Raw genomic sequence first — 18,568 nt, forward strand, 5'->3', positions numbered from 1 at the left:
ATCGGCACCTCGCCAGCCGCGTCGGCGGCTGTTATACGCATCGGACGAGAGGCTGACCAGCGGGAACCGGCATGAGCGACGCGGGCGAAAAAGACAAGAATGGCGGCGCCGCGGTCGAGGCGCCGAATCCCTTTCTCCCGTCCCCCGACGATATGCAGCATTGGGCCAGCGTGATGGCGCGCGCGCAGCAGATGATGCTCGAATTCGCGCTGGGTCAGGCCGACGAGGAGAAGGACGCGCGGCCGCTGTTCGATCCCGCCAAATGGATCGACAATCCGGCGACCCAGCTTTGGGCCGAACAGGGCGCGAAGATGTGGGAACAGGGCGTGCATTTCTGGTCGTCGCTCGCCGCGATCCAGCCGTCCTTCATGCCCTCCGCGGCGGCCGATGCGCCCAAGGATCGCCGCTTCGCCGACCCCGACTGGACCGCAAACCCCGCCTTCGCGCTGATCCGGCAGACCTATGGCCTGTTGTCGGACCAGTTGCTCGAAACCACGCGCCAGCTTCAGGGGCTCGACGCCGATGCGCGGGCCAAGATGGAATTTGCCGCAAAGTCGATGGCCGACGCGCTGTCACCGACGAACCTTGCCGTCACCAACCCCGAAGTCATCAAGCGCGCGGTCGAAACGCGCGGCGAAAGCCTGCTCAAGGGGCTGCGCCACATGCTCGCCGACCTTGCGCGCGGGCAGTTGAGCCATGTCGACAAGGATGCGTTCGAGGTCGGCGTGAATATCGCGACGACCCCGGGCAAGGTGATCCACGAAACCGATCTCTATCAGCTCATCCAATATGAGCCGACGACGAAAGACGTCTTCACCGTCCCGCTCGTCATCTTCCCGCCGTGGATCAACCGCTTCTACATCCTCGATCTCAATCCCGCGAAAAGCCTTGTGCGCTGGGCGGTCGAACAGGGACTGACCGTTTTCATGGTGTCGTGGAAATCGGCCGACGCGTCGATGAAGGATGTCGTGTGGGACGATTATATCGCGGCGCAGGTCGATGCGATCGACACGGTGCGCGACCTGCTCGACGTGCCGCATGTCCACGCGATCGGCTATTGCGTCGCCGGGACGACGCTCGCCGCCACGCTCGCGATGCTCGCTGCGCAGGGCGATGCCGACAAGGTCAGGTCGGTCACCTTCTTCACCGCGCAGGTCGATTTCGAACTGGCGGGCGAACTCAAGCTGTTCGTCGACGACGGCTATCTGGCGCTGCTCCAGCAATTGTCGGCCGGCGGCTTTCTCGACGGCCGCTATATGGCCGCAACCTTCAATAGCCTGCGCGGCCGCGACCTGATCTGGAATTATGTCGTGAGCAATTATCTGCTCGGCAACGACTATCCGCCTTTCGATCTGCTCTACTGGAACGGCGACACGACCAACCTGCCGGCGAAATGGCACCGGCAATATCTGGTCGACCTCTACCGCGACAACCGGATGGTCATTCCGAACAGCCTGACGGTTATGGGCACCCCGATCGACCTCAAGAGGATCACCACCCCCGCCTATATCCAGGCCGGACGCGAAGATCATATCGCCCCGCTGGCCAGCGTCTGGCGGCTGATGGACCATCTGTCGGGACCAAAGACCTTCCTGCTCGCGGGATCGGGCCACATCGCCGGCGTCGTCAACCCGCCCGCTGCGGGCAAATATCAATATTGGACCGGCGACAATGACGCCGCCTCGCTAGCCGAATTCGAGGCAAGCGCGACCGAGACCAAGGGAAGCTGGTGGCCGCACTGGATCGGCTGGATCGCCGATCAGGACAGCGCCAGGACGCCTGCCAAAGGCGCACGCGTGCCCGGAAAGGGCAAGAAAAAGGCGATCGAGGACGCGCCCGGACGCTACGTCAAACAGCGGTAACATCGGGCGATTATCAATCGGCTGCGGCGGTTCATCGACAATTTTTGTGCGCTGCACAAAAATATCCTTGAAATCGCCGATCCACTCCTATATTGTGCAGTGCAACATAAAGGAGTTGTTCCGATGGCTACCAAGATGGATAGTGCCGAAAAGGCTTTCGAAGCCGCGACGCTGGAAACCGCCGCCAAGCCGGTTGCGACTCCCGTGGCGCCTGCGGTTGCCGCTCCGGCGCCCGAAAAGACCAAGACCGTGAAGGCCAAGGCCAAGCCGGTCCAAAAGAAGGCCGCAAAACCGGCCGCCAAGAAGGTCGCCCCCAAGAAGGCGGCCGCCAAGACCATCACCCCCAAAGCAAAGGCCGCGCCGAAGCCGGTTGCCGCCGCCTCCAAAGGATTCAAGACCATGAACGACACCGTCAAGAAGTTCGCCGAAGACGCCAAGACCCGCGCCGAAGCGATGACCGCCGAATTCAACGAAAAGGCGAAGGAAGCCATGAGCAAGAGCAGCAAGCTCGCCGAAGAAGCCGTCGAATTCAACAAGGCGAACATCGAAGCCATGGTTGAATCGGGCAAGATCGCAGCCAAGGGCTTCGAAACGCTCGGCCAGGAAGGCGTCGCCTTCGCTCGCAAGAGCTTCGAAGACACCACCGCCGCGCTGAAGGGCTACACCGCCGTCAAGTCGCCGGCCGAGTTCTTCAAGCTCTATGCCGAAAACAGCAAGAAGGCGTTCGACGCCGCCGTTGCGCAGACCTCGAAGACCAGCGAAATGGTCGTGAAGCTCGCCAACGACAGCTTCGCGCCGATCTCGAACCGCGTGTCGGTCATCAGCTCGAAGATGAAGGCAGCCTAAGGGCCTTTTTCTTCCCTCGTTGGCGCGGGCTCTCTCTCCCCTCCTCCCGACCCCGCGCCGACACATACAGGGCCGCTCGTTTCCTTCGCGAAACGGGCGGCTCTTGTTTTTTATCCTGATCGTCGCCCCCGCGAAGGCGGGGGCCGCAATCGACCTGGTGCACTCTTGCCAGAGGCTCCCGACTTCGCGGGGGCGACGAAAAGGGGGTTAATGCATCCCCGCCCTCTTGCGATTCCGCCCCGGCTTGCGATATTCCCGATGATGATGCTTCCCGCCTCCATTCCTCACATCGTCCGCGCCATGGCGGGCAAGGATGACGATACGCCCGGTAGCCCCGGTGTCGGCATTGCAACGCGCACGCGCGCCAAGCCGAAAAAGCCCTCGATGTACAAGGTGCTGCTGCTCAACGACGACTATACGCCGATGGAATTCGTCGTGATGGTGCTGCAGCGCTTTTTCAACATGGACATCGAACGCGCGACGCAGGTGATGCTGCATGTGCACCAGCAGGGCGTCGGAGTGTGCGGCGTGTTCAGCTACGAAGTCGCCGAAACCAAGGTCAATCAGGTGATGGACGCCGCGCGGCAGAACCAGCACCCGCTGCAATGCACGCTGGAAAAGGCATAAATTGTTCAGCCCCTCCCGTATGCGGGAGGGGCAATGAGACTTGGTTCGGCGAAGCCGGGCCTAGTCGCAATGGGGTGGGCATTGTCGCCGCATCACCCCGCCCACCCCGCTGCGAGTAGCGAACAAGTTCGCAACTCTCGCTGCCCCTCCCGCATGCGGGAGGGGTTTCAACCGCCGCTCCGCGCCGCCTGCTCGGCCTGAAGCGGCGCCGAAGGCTCGCCCTTCAAATCGCCATAATGGAGCGCTTCGCCGCACCCCGGACAGACGACCTCGGTGCCGACATCGGCGCCGCAGGCGCGGTGAATATAGCGCATCGCCGGTCCGCCTCCCGTCTCGCCGGGCGCATAGGCCCAGCGCTCGGCCCAATTGCGCATCGCGTACAGCACGTCGAACAGATCCTTGCCCTTCGCGGTCAGCCGATATTCGTGGCGAAGGGGCCGATCCTGATAGACATGACGCTCGACCACACCCTCGTGCACCAGCAGCTTGAGCCGCGCCGACACGAGCTGCGGCCCGAGGCCGGTGTTCGCGGCGATCGCCTCGAACCGCCGGCGCCCGAAGAACAGGTCGCGCAGGATCAGCAGCACGGCGCGGTCGCCCAGGATTTCGGCCGAGCGGCCGACCGGGCAAAATGTATCCGAAAGATCAGCGCGTTTGGGCATGATGTCCCTATACCCTTGTCATTCTCTTCATCGGCATTCTCATCCCACCGACAAAAACCTCTTGTCACTATGTTTATCATAGCTACAATCTGTCGCAAGAGGAGAGTCGCGCATGCCCAACCCCGCAGCCGTCATCATCGGAGCCGGCGACGCCACCGGCGGCGCGATTGCCCGCGCCTTTGCCGCCGAAGGCCTCACGGCCTGCGTCAACCGTCGCGAACGCAACGCCGATGCGCTCGAGGCGCTGGCGCAGTCGATCCGCGAAGACGGCCATGATGCCCGCGCCTTCCCCGGCGACGCGCGTAGCGAAGAGGCGATGATCGCCCTGTTCGACCGGGTCGAGGCCGAGGTCGGACCGGTCGAAGTCGCGGTCTTCAATATCGGCGCGAACGTCAACTTCCCGATCGCCGAGACGACGCTGCGCATTTACACCAAGGTCTGGGAAATGGCGTGCCTGGGCGGCTTCCTGATGGGGCGCGAGGCCGCCAAGCGCATGTCGCCGCGCGGCCGCGGCACGATCATCTTCACCGGCGCCACGGCATCCCTGCGCGGCGGATCGGGCTATGCCGCCTTCTCGGGCGCCAAGGCGGCGCTGCGTATGCTGGCGCAATCAATGGCGCGCGAACTGGGGCCGCAGGGCGTCCATGTCGCGCATGTCGTGATCGACGGCGCGATCGACACCGATTTCATCAAGGGGCGTCATCCCGATTTCGATAATGCGAAGGCGCAGGATCTGATCCTCAACCCGCAGGCCATCGCCGCCAATTATGTGATGCTTCACCGCCAGCCGAAAAGCGCGTGGACGCACGAACTCGACCTTCGCCCCTGGGGAGAAACATGGTGAGCAAGAGCGCAGGAAAGTCCCTCGAATTCATCTTCGATTTCGGCAGCCCGAACGCCTATCTGGCGATGAAGATACTACCCGACCTGCTCGACCGCACGGGCGCAGATCTGATCATCACCCCCTGCCTGCTCGGCGGCATTTTCAAGGCCACCGGCAACAAAGCGCCGATGATCCAATATGCCGACGCGCCGGCGAAGATGGCGTATGAAAATCTCGAGATGCGGCGCTTCATCGCGCGCCATGGGCTCACCAAATTCCGGCTCAACCCGCATTTTCCGGTGAACACGCTGCTCATCATGCGCGGCGCGGTCGTTGCCGAAGACGAAGGCGTGCTCGACGACTATATCGATGCGGTGAACCGCGCGATGTGGGAAGACGGGCTGAAGATGGATGATCCCGCGGTCGCCGCCGCCTTCCTGACCGCAAACGGCTTCGATGGTCCCGCGCTGCTGGCGCGCACGCAGGAGGATGCGATCAAGGCCAAGCTCGCCGCCAACACCGAAGCCGCGGTCGCACGCGGCGCCTTTGGTATCCCGACCTTCTTCGTCGGCGACGAGATATTCTTCGGCAAGGACCGGCTCGGACAAGTCGAAGAGGCGCTGCTCGGCTGACGGGACGACGGTTTGGAGTGGGAAGCGGTCCTCACCTTCTTTCGTCATTCCCGCGAAAGCGGGAACCCAGAGCTCGCGTCAGCTAACTCCACACTGGGTTCCCGCTTTCGCGGGAATGACGATGTGAGAAAGTGCAACAACGTCCGCAATCAGTCCTAATCGGCCGCCTTCCCAATCACCCCGACGATCGCGACGCGCATCAATAGCCCATCAGGCTGAGCACTTCCTTGCGGCTGCGCTGATCTTCGAGGAAGCAGCCGAGGACGCGGCTGGTGACCATACCGACGCCGGGGGTGCGCACGCCGCGGCCGGTCATGCAGCCGTGCTGCGCGTCGATCACCACCGCGACGCCATGGGGGTGCAGATTGTCCCAGATGCATTTGGCGACCTCGGCGGTCAGCCGCTCCTGCACCTGCAGGCGGCGGGCATAGCCGTTGAGGACGCGCGCCAGCTTGGAAATGCCGACCACGCGCTCGCGCGGCAGATAGGCGATCGACGCCTTGCCGGTGATCGGCGCCATATGATGCTCGCAGTGCGACTGAAAGGGGATGTCGCGCAGCAGTACGATCTCGTCATAGCCGCCGACCTCTTCGAAGGTGCGCGACAGATGGACCGCCGGATCCTCGCCATAGCCGCTGCAATATTCCTTCCACGCCCGCGCGACCCGCTTGGGCGTGTCGAGCAGGCCCTCGCGCGCCGGATCGTCGCCCGCCCATTCGATCAGCGTCCGCACCGCCGCGGCGACATGATCGGGGACCACGACCTTGCCGTCGGGTCCGATTTCGGTCGTGCTGCTCGTCATATCCCCGCTTTCACTGTTGCTTTCTTGCCGCACATTTCGGGACGATTGCCCGGATAAGCAAGAGCGCGCACGCAAGTTTTTGTTCGGTCGCCGATGCTTTACGTTGCGGAATCCAACCATTTTCCGATTGTGCAGAGCCGCAATTTCCTTTCGAATTTTCCCGCCAACAAGCCACTTGACGCTTTGGTAAAGTCAGCGCAGTTTTCAAACATTACAGAGTTCGCTCAAGCGGACCGTAATCCGGAGAGGCCGGCGTTTTCCCCGACGCCGGTGGGAGAGGACGATGACCAGCATCGCTGGCAGGTGGGATACTCACTGGCGCTTGGCCCCCCGGCCCGGCGCCTTCTGGCGTGCCCGGTCGAATCCCCTCCCCTGACCACAAATTGAATTTGGGCGAACCCGTGGACTGCGGGGTCGAAAAAGGGAGGAATAGATGAAGTTCAAGGCACTGATTGGAACGTCCGTCCTGGCCATGGCGGTGGCAACGCCAGCCCATGCGCAGAGCGGCGGCTCCAGCTCCGACCCCTATGGCGAAATCGTCGTCACCGCGCAGCGCCAGTCCGAACGTCTGCAAGACGTTCCGATCGCCGTCAGCGCCTTTTCGTCCGAAGCGCTTGAAGCGCAGCAGATCAAGACGCCGTCGGACCTTCAGCTCACGCTGCCGAACGTCACCTTCACCAAGACGAACTTCACCAGCGCCAGCTTTACGATTCGCGGCATCGGCGACCTTTGCGTCGGCACGACCTGCGACAGCGCGACCGCGATCCACCTCAACGGCGACCCCCTCTTTTCGACCCGCCTTTTTGAAACCGAATTTTTCGACCTCGAACGCATCGAAGTGCTGCGCGGCCCGCAGGGAACGCTGTTCGGCCGCAACGCGACATCGGGCGTGGTCAACGTCATTACCGCCAAGCCCAAGCTCGACACGTTCGAAGCCTCGGCCGAAGGCGAATATGGCAATTATAATTCGATCAAAGGCAAAGGGATGGTCAACATCCCGCTAGGCGATACCGCCGCGATCCGCGTCGCGGGCATCTATCTGAATCGCGACGGTTATACGAAGAACCTCTATCTCGGCAATCGCATCGACGACCGCGACCTCTACTCGGTCCGCGGCTCGCTGCGCTGGGAACCGACGCCCGACACGACCATCGACCTGATGGCGTCCTATTTCCATGAAAAGGACAATCGCGCGCGTATCCAGAAGCAGCTCTGCCAGCGCGATCCGACCGGCATCCTCGGCTGCCTCAATAACCGCCTCGACAATTCGCCTTTCAACGGCAACGCGACCTTCACAGCCGCATTGACGTCGAAGGAATTCCTGGCGACCCAAGGCATCCCGACCGCTTTCGCGCTCGGCAGCCTCTATGGGCCGGATGTCTATGCGAACACGACTATCCCGTCGGACCCGCGGACGGTGAATACGGCGTTCACGCCGCAATATTTCACCAGCGAACTGACGCTGCAGGGCGAAATCCAGCATAATTTTGGCCCCGTATCGCTGCAGATTTCGGGCCAGTACCAGAGGGTCAAGCTGGACTCGATGCAGGACTACAACAGCAATATCGGCAACCGTGCGCTCTATGCCGGCGGCCTGAATACGCTGGCCTTTTTTGCGGCGAACGGCATTCCGACGGGCCTGCCCGCGCCCGCGCCTGCCTTCGTTCCAGGATCGGCGGCTTATTTCGCGCCGATTGCGGCGGCTATCATTCCGAACGGACCAAACGGCCAGCTCTGCACCTCGATGGCCGACGATACGGGCTTCGGCTCTTATGGCGGCAATAAATTCTGCAACGACCAGTCGCTGCAGTTCGACCGCTCGAACCAGTATAATACCAGCTGGTCGGTCGAAAGCATTCTGTCGAGCGACCTCGACGGGCCGTTCAACTTCCTCCTCGGCGGCATTTTCGCCAAATATCACCTGACCGAGAACAGCTATTATGTGAACGCCTTCCCGATCGACTATCTGTCGGGCGTGTTGGGTGCGTTCAATTCCTACGCGAATGGACTGCCGCCGTCGTTCCTCGCGACGCCCTTCTACCGCAACAATACAGACGATCTGAAGATCAAGTCCTACGGGATCTTCGGCGAAACCTATTTCGAGTTCAACGACCGGGTGAAGCTGACTCTCGGCCTGCGGTACAACCACGACGAAAAGGACGTGATCGCCCGCACCTCGCTGGCCAGCTTCCTGACGCCGTTCGGACAGACGGGAACGGCATTCGATTCGCCGTTCGTCGTCACCTATGACGCCGATCCGGGCACGGCCGGGAACCAGCTGTTCCAGACTCGTTCGGTGAGTTTCAACAAGCTAACCGGCCGCGCGGTTCTCGATTTCAAGATCACGCCGGACAATCTGGTCTATGCGAGCTATTCGCGCGGTTACAAGTCGGGCGGCATCAACCCGCCGCTTTCGCCGATCTTCTCGGTGCCGGAATCGTTCAAGCCCGAACAGGTCGATGCGTTCGAAATCGGTTCGAAGAACACCTTCGCCAATGGCGCGCTGCAGCTCAACGTGACCGGCTTCTACTACAAATATAAGGATCTGCAGCTCAGCCGCATCGTTGCCCGCACCTCGGTCAACGACAACGTCGATGCAAATATCTACGGCATCGAGGTTGAAGGCATCGTTCGTCCCGATCCGGATTGGATGATCAACCTGGGCTTCAGCTATCTGAAGACCAAGGTGGCCGGCGACTCCTTCTTCAGCAACCCGCGCGACTTCGGCGGCGGGCGGTCGGACGCGGTGATCATCAAGGATATCACCAATGCCGCCAACTGCGCCGTCGCGCCGGGCACCGCCGGCAATGCGGCGGGCAGCAATGCCTTCGTGAACTTCGTCAACAATGCGATCAATGGCGGGCTCGATCTCGACCCCACCAAGCCGGGCCTCGAAATCAAGCCCGGTGCCGGACTGCAAGGGACCACCTCGTTCCCTGCCGACGGCGGCATCGCATCGACCGGCGCGTTCAGCATCTGCGGCGTGTTGCAGGCCTATGCGGCGGCTGCGGGAACCAACTTCGACCCCGCTGGCATCCAGGTCTATTCGGCGGGCATCCCCGTCAACATCAAGGGCAACGCCCTGCCGCAGGCGCCGAACGTCAAGTTCAGCGTCGGCGCGCAGCACACGGTGCATCTGGGTGGTGACATGACGCTCGTCCCGCGTTTCGACCTGTCCTACACGGGCGACAGCTACGGCAACATCTTCAACGGCAATGTCAACAAGATCAAAGGCTATGCCCAGGTGAATGCCCAGCTTCAGCTCAACGGCGCCGACGACAAATGGTTCATCAAGGGCTTCATCCAGAACCTGTTCAATGCGAACAGCGTGACCGGCCTGTATGTGACCGACCAGTCGTCGGGTAACTACACCAATATCTTCACCCTCGAACCGCGCCGCTACGGCATCGCGGCCGGCGTGAAATTCTGAACCCGGCGGGCGGCAACGCCTGAAAAAAAGACCCCGGCCTCTCGCATGAGAGGCCGGGGTTTTCTTTTGCCCGAATGGCTGGTCCGGCGGCGTAAGGCGCCGCCGGGGCCGATCAGAATTTGAAGCGACCGGTGACGCCATAGGTGCGCGGCTGGCTGGGATAGCCCGACACACTGCCCGCCTGCGCGACGGCGTTGAAGATCGTCGTCAGATATTGCGCATTGGTCAGGTTGCGGCCCCACACGCCCAGTTCGAAGCCGTTGGTCAGCGCGACGGTGAACGACGCGTTGAGCTGGTTGACCTCGCGCTTCAGATTCTGCGCGACGCTGGCGGGGAAGCCCGACAGGCCGTCGACGATCTGCGTCGGGCTTTCATACTGATAGTCGACGTGCGCGATCGCCTTCGTCCCGCCCGCGAATTCATAGGTATAGGTACCGCCCATCGAAACCGACAGATCGGGGATGCCTGCGGGCTTCTTGCCCGACAGGTCGCCGAACGCCGAGGCGACGAAGCTGTCATACTTCGGATCGAGCCAGGTCACCGCCAGCGACAGGTTCAGCCCCTGCACCGGACGGACCGAACCGTCGAATTCGAGACCCCAGGTCGACTGCTTGCCCGCGTTGGCGAGCGCGAAGCCGGTGCCGGTGAAGACGTTCGACTGGAAGCCCTTGATCGACTGCTTGAACACCGCAAGGTTCAAGGCCGCGACCGACCACTGCGCCTTCAGCCCGGCTTCGTACACCGTCGATTCCTCGGGCGCCGCAAAGCGGGTACCCGACACCAGATTCGCGGTGCCGAGACCGCCTGCGATGATCGCCGGCAGGTCGCTGGCGAGCGGACGGCTGTCGCGCGACAGGTTGACCGAGCTTGCCTTGAAGCCCGTCGCATAGGTCGCATAGACGTTGACCGTGTCGGTCAGCTTATAGGCCAGACGCGCGCTGTAGCTGAAGTCGCCGTCGTTGGTCTTGCCAGGTTCGACGCTGTTCGGAACATTCAGGAAGGGCGGCAGGAACTGGAACGCCTTCAGCGGATTCAGCGGGTTCGCCGCCGGGTTGTTCTGGTTCGCGGTCGCGAAAGCCTGGAACTGCTGGAAGGTCGCCGCAGTCGCGGGGTTGGTCGCAAATGCGAGGACCGCCGCCGGATCGTTCGGATTGACGCCCGCCTGTTGCAGCGCGCCGCCGAGGATCAGCTGGTTGCGGAACGGCGCATAGGCCGGCGCATCGAGGTTGATGCCCGAAAAGACGTCAGTGCTCGTCACATCGGTCGTGAAGCGCTTCTTGTCCTTGGTGTAATTGCCACCGAGGGTCAGCGTCAGGCGATCGCTCACGTCGAAATCCACCGTGCCGAAGATCGACCAAGCCGTGTTTTTCATGCCGTAATATTCGTCCATGCCGTCACCGGCGCGGAAGAAGGTGCCGACATATTTGGCCGGGTCGCCTTCGAGCGTGCCAAGCGTCCCTTCAAGCACCGGAACGCTCAGCGCCCCGCCGCTTGCCGCCTGGATCAGCGCATTGCCATAGGCGCGGAAATCGTCGCCGAAATAGATCTGGCTGTGCTGCTTGATCTTCTCGTTGAAATAATAGCCGCCGATCAGGAAGTTGATCGGGCCGTCGAAATCCGAGGCCAGACGCAGTTCCTGCGTGAAGGTGTTGATCGCGGTATCGTCCGACTTCTGCCCGATCAGGTCGGCGCTGGTGAAGTCCGAATCCTGGTTGGTGTTAGAGCGAACCTCGCGATAGGCGGTGATCGAGGTCAGCGACATGTTGCCGAGATCATAGTCGATCTGGCCCGAACCGCCGTAATTCTTGATCAGGTTCGACGACAGGAAGTTGTTGTAGACGCGATACGAAAAAGGATTGTTCGCATCGACGCTGGGGCCGCCCGCGAGGGCATTGGTGATCGCGACCGTCGGGCCGGCGATGACGTTGCCGGCGATGCAGCAATTCTCGTCGATCTTGTCATAATCGCCGATCAGGCGGATCGTCAGCGCCTCGGTCGGTTCGAACAGCAGCTGGCCGCGCACGCCCCAGCGGTTGCGATCGTTGACGTCGGTGTCGAGGTTGACGTCGCGGGCATAGCCGTCGCGGCGGTTGTAGTTGCCGCCGAGCGAGAAGGCGATCTTGTCGCTGATCGGGCCGGTGATGTCGCCCTTGATGACGAAGGCGTCGTAATTGCCGTAGCTCGCCTCGACCGAACCGCCGAATTCATACTGCGGCTTCTGCGTGACGATGCTGATGACGCCCGCCGACGCATTCTTGCCGAACAAAGTCGACTGCGGACCGCGCAGCACTTCGATGCGCTCGACATTCGGAAGGTCGCCGATCTGGGCGGCCGAACGCGAACGATAGACGCCGTCGATGAAGACGCCGACCGAGGGCTCGATGCCCGGATTGTTCGCGCCGTTGCCGAAGCCGCGGATAATGAAGTTGGTGTTCGCGCTCGACTGGAGCTGCGACACGCGAAGGCTGGGGACCGCCGACTGCAGGTCGATAAGGTCGCGGATCTGCGCGTTCTGGATATCGGCGGCCGAGGTCACCGAAACGGCGATCGGCGTATCCTGAAGCGTCTGCGAGCGTTTGGTAGCGGTGACGATGATGTCATTGCCATAGTCGGTGTCGGTCGCGGGCGCCTCGGCGGTGTCCTGAGCGAAAGCGATGGCGGGGGTGGTCGCGGCGCACAGCATCGTGGCGCCCAACAAAATGTTGCGCAAAGTCATGATAGTCTCTCTCTCCATACCGCCAGAGGTGACCCATCGGGCCTAAGGAGGGGATGCACTGGCGGTGACTGGTCGCTGTAATACGGCGGCGGGCCGCGTCAACGCCATCGCGGTGACAATGGCGGATTTTCCCGAAATTCGTGACCAAAAAGCAACAGTTTACGCTACGGCGACCGTTTGAACGCTCGCGAGACCGGACAAGCCGCCAGCAAAATTTTCCGGTTGCGCCATCGGCGCCGCGCTCCCGCCGAAGGTACACGCCATAACCCCTAGCTATGGATTACTCGCCGATCGGCGATATTTTTCTCCATGGTCTGCGCCTAGAAACCTGTCGCAACCAAACAGGAGAGGATCATCATGTCGGGACCGCCGCTTTCCCCTGCCCGCTGCGCTGGGTCGCTCGTCTTCACATCCGGACAGCTCGCGCGCGGCGACGACGGCAAGATCGTCGCCGGAGGAATCGAAGCGCAGGCCGAGCAGGCGCTCGCCAATCTGATCGCCGTGCTCGCCGCCGAAGGCTGCACCGCCGCCGATGTCGTCAAGGTGACGGCTTGGCTGACCGACGCGCGGTTCGGCGCCGCGTTCAACGCGGCCTATCGCCGCCATTTCGGCGCGCCCTTCCCCGCGCGCTCCACTGTGGTCTCGGCGCTGCTCGCCGACGGTGCCCTCATCGAGGTCGAGGCGATCGCGCAGCGCGCATGAGCGTAAAGGGCACTGGACCCCAGCTTTTGCGGGAGTACAGTCGCGGCATGCGCTTTCGCCAAATCGAAGTCTTTCACGCCGTCTATACGCACGGGTCGATCAGCGCCGCCGCGCGCGCGCTTGGCGTGTCGCAGCCTTCGGTATCGAAGACGCTGCGTCACGCCGAGGACGGCCTGGGCTTTGCGCTGTTCCAGCTCGCCCGCGGCCGCCTCGTCCCGACCGACGAGGCGCATGCGCTGATGCACGAGGCGGGCGATATTTTCGACCGCATCACCTCGCTCCAGCATACGGCGCGCAATCTGTCGCAAGCGGGCGGCGGGCATATCCGGCTCGGCATCGTGCCCAGCCTGGCGCTCGACGTCGTACCGCAGGCGATGGCCCAGTTCCGCCGCGAATGGCCGCGCGTGACCTTCGAGGTGCATACACATCATCATGACGATCTGGTGCAATCGCTGATCGAGCGCGAAACCGACATCGCGATCGCCTATACGCCGCCGCGCCATCCGCGCCTGACGCGCTCGCTGCTGGCGGAAGGCGAGCTGGTCGTCTTCTTCCCCGACGGCGCCTTCGCCGATGCCGGCCCGCGCCTTGCACTCGACCAGCTGGCCGATCGCGACGTCATCGGAGTGGCGGCAACGGGGCCGATCGGCGACGTCCTCACCCGCGCGGCGCGCGATCGCGGCATTACCTATCGCGAATCGGTGTCGGTCCAGACCTTCTTCATTGCGGCGCGTCTGGCCCAGCTCGAGGGCGGCATGACGGTGATCGACGAATTCACCGCGCGCGCCTGGCAGTCGCCCGGCTATCGCTGGCTGCCGACCGACCCGCCGCTGGGGTTCACCGTCTCCTACGTCACGCTGGAGGACCGGCCGCCGTCGAAGATCGCGCGCCAGTTCCTGCGCACGCTCGAAGACACGCTCGAGGGGATCCGTGCCGACCACCCATAGCCTTTGGCTATGGATGTCACAAATGTTGCATATTTGCGCGGCGTGACCCTTCGATATTCTGCCCCGAGAGCAGGCGGCGGAATTTTCCCGTTCGCCCTGCCACAGGGGGATCGGGTTGATCGATGCGGGCCACGTTCGGACTGGACGAACCGCCGCAGACAAGGCGGCCGCAGGAGCTGATCGTGATCGGCGCCGGCGTCGTCGGCATGGCGACCGCGCTGACCCTTTCCGACCGCGGCCACCGCGTCACGCTCATCGACGCGGCCGAGGGCCCGGGCCTTGGCACCTCCTTCGCCAATGGCGCGCAGTTGAGCTACGCCTATACCGACGCTTTTGCGAGCCCGTCGACCGTGGCGCAATTGCCGCGGCTGCTGATGGGGCTGGACCCGGCCTTTCGCCTCTCGCCGTCGCTCGATCCCGATTTCCTGCGCTGGGGCATCGCCTTTCTGCGCAACGCCTCGGCGGGGCGGTTCCGCCGCAACACGCTGGCGGGCCTGATGCTGGCGATCGAATCACGCGCGGCGCTCGATCAGCTGACGCAGCGGCACGGCATCGAATTCGCGCGCAGCGCCCCCGGCAAGCTCATCCTCTATCGCAGCGCCAAAAGCTTTGCGGCGGCAGAGCGTGTCGCCGCGATGAAGGCCGAACATGGCGCGAAGCAGAGCCTGATCGACGCCGATCAGGCGGTGGCGATCGAACCCGCGCTCCGCGCGATCCGGCCGGAAATCGCCGGCGCCCTGTTCGACCGCGGCGAGGAAGTGGGCGATCCCTATCGCTTCTGCAACGGCGCACGGGCGGCCTTGGCGGCGCATGGACAAAGCGCGAGCTGGTTCCGCACCGACATTGCCGCGATCGAGCCCGACGCGCGGCGCCCCGCGATCGTCGCGCGGGACGGCCGGCGGTTCGCCGCCGACCGGATCCTATTATGTTCGGGCACGGGATCGCTCGCGCTGGCGCGGAGTTTCGGCGTCCGCCTGCCGATCGTGCCGATGAAGGGCTATTCGATCACCGCCGCGCCGGGCGAAGCGGCGCCGACGGTCAGCATCACCGACGCTGCGAACCGGGTCGTTTTTGCCCGGCTGGGCAATCGCATGCGGATTGCCGGCCTCGCCGACCTGGCGCAGCCCGACGCCGCGGTCGATCCGCGGCGGCTCGCCACGTTGATCGCCAGCGCCCGCGCCGCGCTGCCCGAGGCGGCGACCTATGACGCGATCGAATCGAGCTGGGCGGGACTGCGGCCGATGACCCCCGATTCGCTGCCGATCACGCGGCCGATCGCGCCGGGGGTGATCGCGAACACGGGACATGGGGCCTTGGGCTGGACCTATGCCGCCGGGTCGGCCGCGCGCGTCGCCGCGCTTATCGATCGAGAGGATTAATACAAAAATACAATCGCTTATCTGCCAAATCTCAGGGAAGGACCAATAGCATGAACAGGGGTCAAAAATTCATCAGCCTGATGGGCGGCATTTCGCTGCTCGCCAGTGCAACCGCCGCCATGGCGCAGGACCGCGCCGAACCCGAACCGCAAATCGCCGAGGATATCGAACAGGACTCGGGCGAAGCGATCGTGGTCACCGGATCGCAGATCAAGGGCGCCGACGTCGCGGGGGCGCTGCCGCTGACGTTGCTCAACGAACAGGATATCGACGCCATTGCGGCGACGAGCGGTGACGATCTGTTCCGCGCCATTCCGCAGGCGGGCGATGTCGCCTTCAACGAAAGCCGCGACGCCGGCGGCATCAACGACGCGCGCGGCGACGTCGCGTCGATCAACCTGCGCGCGCTGGGCACCGGCAACACGCTCGTCCTCCTCAACGGGCGCCGCATGGTGCTGCACCCCGGCACCCAGTCCGAAAATCTGGTTCCGGTGCAAAGCGTCAACACCAACACCATCCCCGTGACGGGGGTCCGCCGCGTCGAGGTTCTGCTCGACGGCGCCGCCGCCATCTATGGATCGGATGCGGTCGCCGGCGTCATCAACACCGTGCTCAAGGACAATTTCAAGGGGCTGCGCGTTACCGGCGAATATAGCCTGACCGACGACAGCGATCAGCGCGAATATGAACTGTCGTTCGAAGCGGGCCACACGTTCAATGACGGCCGCACCAACATTTCGCTGTTCGGGTCGTTCAACCACCGCGACCCGCTTTATGCGCGCGAACGCTACAACTCGCGCTCGTCGGACCTGCGCCCGCTGCTCGTCGGGACGGCGTTCGAGGGCGACACCGATTTCCGCAACACATCGGTCGATACCATCTGGGGCGAATTCCAGCGTCTGACGAACAGTTACGCCCCCTCGACCACGACGGCGCGCATCGACGGCGTCGCGCTGACGACCAGCGGCATCTTCCATGTCCAGCCCGACACCAACGACGGCTGCATCGCGCCGACCCAATATGCCGGCACCTGCTGGGACAACAGCTCGCTATCGACCATCTCGAGCGACGAAAATCTGCGGTACGACACCAACTATCTGCGCACGATTCTGGGACGCAACAATCGCTTCAACCTGTTCGGCTTCCTGAATCATGAATTTGATTCGGGGCTGGAATTCTATGCCGAGGCAGGCTGGTATCATTCGGATTATCGCGCCTACCGCGATACCGAAACCAACCTGTCGAGCCAGCGGCTGATCATCCCCGCAAACGGCTATTGGAACCCCTTCGGTCCGGTCGGCAGCCCGAACCGGATTCCGGGTCTGACCGGCGTGTCCGATGCCGGGGTGCCGATCGAACTGATCGACTATCGCCCGGTCGATGCTGGCCCGACGATCGTCAACGTCAAGAACGACACCACCCGCTTCCTCGGCGGGCTGCGCGGCAAGCTGCTCGGCTTCGATTTCGACACCGCGGCGCTTTATTCGCGCGCCCGGACCAAGGACAGCATGCACACGATTTCGATGACGCTGTTCGAAGAAGCGCTGAGCCGTACCGATGCGACCGCCTATAACCCGTTCAACGGCGGCGATCCGCTCAATCCCGGCACGCTCGATTCCTCGCCCAATCCGCAGGAGGTGATCGACAGCTTCATGGTCGATATCGGCCGCATCAGCACGACCGAGCTTTACCTCGCCGATTTCAAGCTCAGCAAGAACGACCTGTTCGAACTGCCGGGCGGCCGGGTCGGGATGGCCACCGGCGTCGAATTCCGTCACGAAACCTTTGCGGACGATCGCGACGACCGGCTCGACGGCACGATCTTCTATGTCGCGCCCGACGGCTCGTCGAACGGCAGCGACGCGATGGGCGCGAGCCCGACCCCCGACAGCAGCGGGTCGCGCGATGTGCTGTCGGCCTTCCTCGAATTTGCGGTGCCGCTGGTCTCGCCCGAGATGAATGTGCCGTTGGTCCATGCACTCGACCTTCAACTCGCCGGCCGCGCCGAATCCTATCAGGGCTTCGGATCGGTCGCGAAGCCGAAGATCGCCTTGTCCTGGTATCCGGTGCGCAACTTCCAGCTGCGCGGCAGCTGGTCCGAAAGCTTCCGCGCGCCGAACCTGCCGCAATTGTTCGAAAATGGTATCCAGCGGTCAAACACGCGCACCGACTGGATCCGCTGCGAGGCAGACCTGCGCGCGGCGCGCATCGCCAATTTCGACGAGTGCGGTCAGGCACAGGGCATCGTTAGCAACCGGTCGGGCAGCAAGGAGCTGAAACCCGAAACGGCTCAAAACCTGTCGGTCGGCGGAACTTTCCAGATGAATTTCGGCGCGGCAGGTCGTTTGACGCTAACCACCGACTATTGGGAAATCCGGCAAAAGCAGGTGATCGGCCTGTTTGGCGACTCCAATGCACTCATCCTCGACTATTTGCTCCGTTTGCAGGGTTCGTCGAACCCCAATGTTCAGCGGGCCGATCCGACCCCCGCCGATGTCGACGACTTCGACGGCACCGGCATCGCGCCAGTCGGCGACGTGATCCAGGTGATCGACAATTACACCAACCTCAGCCCGCGCCGCGTCCGCGGTATCGACTTCGGCCTCTATTATCAGGTGCGCAACACCGGCATCGGCGACATCAGCCTGCGCGTCAACGCGGCGCGCCTGCTCGAATTCTATCAGGTGCCGGGCGACATGCAGCAGATGCTGCTCGATGCCCAGACGTCGGGCGACATCGATCCGACGATCATCATCTCGGGCGCCGAAAGCCTTGTCGAACAGAATGGCCGTCCGAAGTGGCGCGGATCGGCCAGCCTGACCTGGCGCTACAAGGGCTGGGGCGCGGGGTGGTACGGCAGCTATGTCGGCCCGGTGAACGACACCTCGGCGGCGCTGGCCGACGGGACGCTGTTCCGCGTCAAGGATTACACGTCGCACAGCGTCTATGTGCAATATGAGGCCGAGAAGGGCCCGCTCAAGGATACGCGCTTCCGCATCGGGGTGCGCAACCTGTTCAACGAGCTCGCGCCGCTCGCCGATCAGAGCTTCGGCTATATCGGCGATCTGTACAGCAACCGCGGCCGTCAGTTCTACGCTTCGATCAGCAAGCGTTTCTGACCGCCGCCGGGTCGCCGGGAC

General features: G+C 63.2%; 13 protein-coding genes. 10 read left to right on the top strand and 3 right to left on the bottom strand.

Features of this window, described 5'->3' with window-relative positions; all coding sequences use genetic code 11:
* Nucleotides 1-71 precede the first annotated feature (71 nt).
* The 3 genes from P1IM2_RS18495 to clpS all read left to right on the top strand — a co-directional run bounded on the left by P1IM2_RS18495 (nucleotide 72) and on the right by clpS (nucleotide 3,335).
* Nucleotides 72-1,862 (top strand): PHA/PHB synthase family protein, encoded by a 1,791-nt coding sequence (locus P1IM2_RS18495; RefSeq protein WP_186403440.1) that lies wholly within the window; start codon nucleotides 72-74, stop codon nucleotides 1,860-1,862.
* Between the two features lie 123 nt (nucleotides 1,863-1,985).
* Entirely contained in the window at nucleotides 1,986-2,708 is a 723-nt protein-coding gene (locus tag P1IM2_RS18500; RefSeq protein ID WP_003048931.1) for a phasin family protein, read from the top strand.
* Nucleotides 2,709-2,969: 261 nt separating this feature from the next.
* Complete coding sequence (gene clpS / locus P1IM2_RS18505; protein WP_186403479.1) at nucleotides 2,970-3,335, top strand: ATP-dependent Clp protease adapter ClpS; 366 nt, start codon at nucleotides 2,970-2,972, stop codon at nucleotides 3,333-3,335.
* A 167-nt stretch (nucleotides 3,336-3,502) separates the two neighbouring features.
* Here the strand turns inward: clpS and P1IM2_RS18510 are convergent, their stop codons facing one another.
* Nucleotides 3,503-3,997, bottom strand: coding sequence for a winged helix-turn-helix transcriptional regulator (locus tag P1IM2_RS18510; protein WP_186403441.1), 495 nt, complete (start codon nucleotides 3,995-3,997; stop codon nucleotides 3,503-3,505).
* A 112-nt stretch (nucleotides 3,998-4,109) separates the two neighbouring features.
* On the opposite strand from P1IM2_RS18510, the gene P1IM2_RS18515 reads away from it, so the two are divergent.
* Entirely contained in the window at nucleotides 4,110-4,841 is a 732-nt protein-coding gene (locus P1IM2_RS18515; protein WP_186403442.1) for an SDR family oxidoreductase, read from the top strand.
* On the top strand, nucleotides 4,835-5,452 hold the full coding sequence (locus tag P1IM2_RS18520; protein ID WP_003048921.1) for a 2-hydroxychromene-2-carboxylate isomerase: 618 nt from the start codon (nucleotides 4,835-4,837) through the stop codon (nucleotides 5,450-5,452). The genes P1IM2_RS18515 and P1IM2_RS18520 overlap by 7 nt, the downstream gene beginning before the upstream one ends.
* A 199-nt stretch (nucleotides 5,453-5,651) precedes the next feature.
* Here P1IM2_RS18520 and folE read toward each other — a convergent pair whose 3' ends face one another.
* Nucleotides 5,652-6,254, bottom strand: coding sequence for a GTP cyclohydrolase I FolE (gene folE, locus P1IM2_RS18525; protein WP_062768919.1), 603 nt, complete (start codon nucleotides 6,252-6,254; stop codon nucleotides 5,652-5,654).
* A gap of 433 nt (nucleotides 6,255-6,687) precedes the next feature.
* On the opposite strand from folE, the gene P1IM2_RS18530 reads away from it, so the two are divergent.
* Entirely contained in the window at nucleotides 6,688-9,684 is a 2,997-nt protein-coding gene (locus tag P1IM2_RS18530; protein ID WP_186403443.1) for a TonB-dependent receptor, read from the top strand.
* Between the two features lie 112 nt (nucleotides 9,685-9,796).
* Here the strand turns inward: P1IM2_RS18530 and P1IM2_RS18535 are convergent, their stop codons facing one another.
* Nucleotides 9,797-12,400: a TonB-dependent receptor gene (locus tag P1IM2_RS18535; protein WP_186403444.1), complete on the bottom strand. Its 2,604-nt coding sequence runs from the start codon at nucleotides 12,398-12,400 to the stop codon at nucleotides 9,797-9,799.
* A 357-nt stretch (nucleotides 12,401-12,757) separates the two neighbouring features.
* Between P1IM2_RS18535 and P1IM2_RS18540 the strand changes: the two genes are divergently transcribed.
* The 4 genes from P1IM2_RS18540 (at nucleotide 12,758) to P1IM2_RS18555 (ending at nucleotide 18,547) form a co-directional block, all read left to right on the top strand.
* Entirely contained in the window at nucleotides 12,758-13,102 is a 345-nt protein-coding gene (locus P1IM2_RS18540; RefSeq protein ID WP_003052835.1) for a RidA family protein, read from the top strand.
* Nucleotides 13,103-13,149: 47 nt separating this feature from the next.
* A complete protein-coding gene (locus tag P1IM2_RS18545; RefSeq protein WP_186403445.1) occupies nucleotides 13,150-14,049 on the top strand; it encodes a LysR family transcriptional regulator in 900 nt (299 codons plus the stop codon).
* A gap of 122 nt (nucleotides 14,050-14,171) precedes the next feature.
* Nucleotides 14,172-15,428, top strand: a complete 1,257-nt coding sequence (locus tag P1IM2_RS18550) for an FAD-dependent oxidoreductase (protein WP_186403446.1) — start codon at nucleotides 14,172-14,174, stop codon at nucleotides 15,426-15,428.
* Between the two features lie 50 nt (nucleotides 15,429-15,478).
* Nucleotides 15,479-18,547 carry a TonB-dependent receptor domain-containing protein gene (locus tag P1IM2_RS18555; protein ID WP_186403447.1) on the top strand — a complete coding sequence of 1,023 codons (3,069 nt, stop codon included), beginning with the start codon at nucleotides 15,479-15,481 and terminating at the stop codon, nucleotides 18,545-18,547.
* The last annotated feature ends 21 nt before the right edge of the window (nucleotides 18,548-18,568 follow it).

Origin of the sequence: Sphingopyxis sp. P1IMeth2, from assembly GCF_900185685.1 — a bacterium.
Classification (GTDB): Bacteria; Pseudomonadota; Alphaproteobacteria; order Sphingomonadales; family Sphingomonadaceae; genus Sphingopyxis; species Sphingopyxis terrae_A.

Bases quoted from the DNA above. Each gene is read 5' to 3' on its own strand.
- P1IM2_RS18495 (WP_186403440.1), top strand. From the start codon at position 72: ATGAGCGACGCGGGCGAAAAAGACAAGAATGGCGGCGCCGCGGTCGAG.
- P1IM2_RS18500 (WP_003048931.1), top strand. From the start codon at position 1,986: ATGGCTACCAAGATGGATAGTGCCGAAAAGGCTTTCGAAGCCGCGACG.
- clpS (WP_186403479.1), top strand. From the start codon at position 2,970: ATGATGCTTCCCGCCTCCATTCCTCACATCGTCCGCGCCATGGCGGGC.
- P1IM2_RS18510 (WP_186403441.1), bottom strand. From the start codon at position 3,997: ATGCCCAAACGCGCTGATCTTTCGGATACATTTTGCCCGGTCGGCCGC.
- P1IM2_RS18515 (WP_186403442.1), top strand. From the start codon at position 4,110: ATGCCCAACCCCGCAGCCGTCATCATCGGAGCCGGCGACGCCACCGGC.
- P1IM2_RS18520 (WP_003048921.1), top strand. From the start codon at position 4,835: ATGGTGAGCAAGAGCGCAGGAAAGTCCCTCGAATTCATCTTCGATTTC.
- folE (WP_062768919.1), bottom strand. From the start codon at position 6,254: ATGACGAGCAGCACGACCGAAATCGGACCCGACGGCAAGGTCGTGGTC.
- P1IM2_RS18530 (WP_186403443.1), top strand. From the start codon at position 6,688: ATGAAGTTCAAGGCACTGATTGGAACGTCCGTCCTGGCCATGGCGGTG.
- P1IM2_RS18535 (WP_186403444.1), bottom strand. From the start codon at position 12,400: ATGACTTTGCGCAACATTTTGTTGGGCGCCACGATGCTGTGCGCCGCG.
- P1IM2_RS18540 (WP_003052835.1), top strand. From the start codon at position 12,758: ATGTCGGGACCGCCGCTTTCCCCTGCCCGCTGCGCTGGGTCGCTCGTC.
- P1IM2_RS18545 (WP_186403445.1), top strand. From the start codon at position 13,150: ATGCGCTTTCGCCAAATCGAAGTCTTTCACGCCGTCTATACGCACGGG.
- P1IM2_RS18550 (WP_186403446.1), top strand. From the start codon at position 14,172: ATGCGGGCCACGTTCGGACTGGACGAACCGCCGCAGACAAGGCGGCCG.
- P1IM2_RS18555 (WP_186403447.1), top strand. From the start codon at position 15,479: ATGAACAGGGGTCAAAAATTCATCAGCCTGATGGGCGGCATTTCGCTG.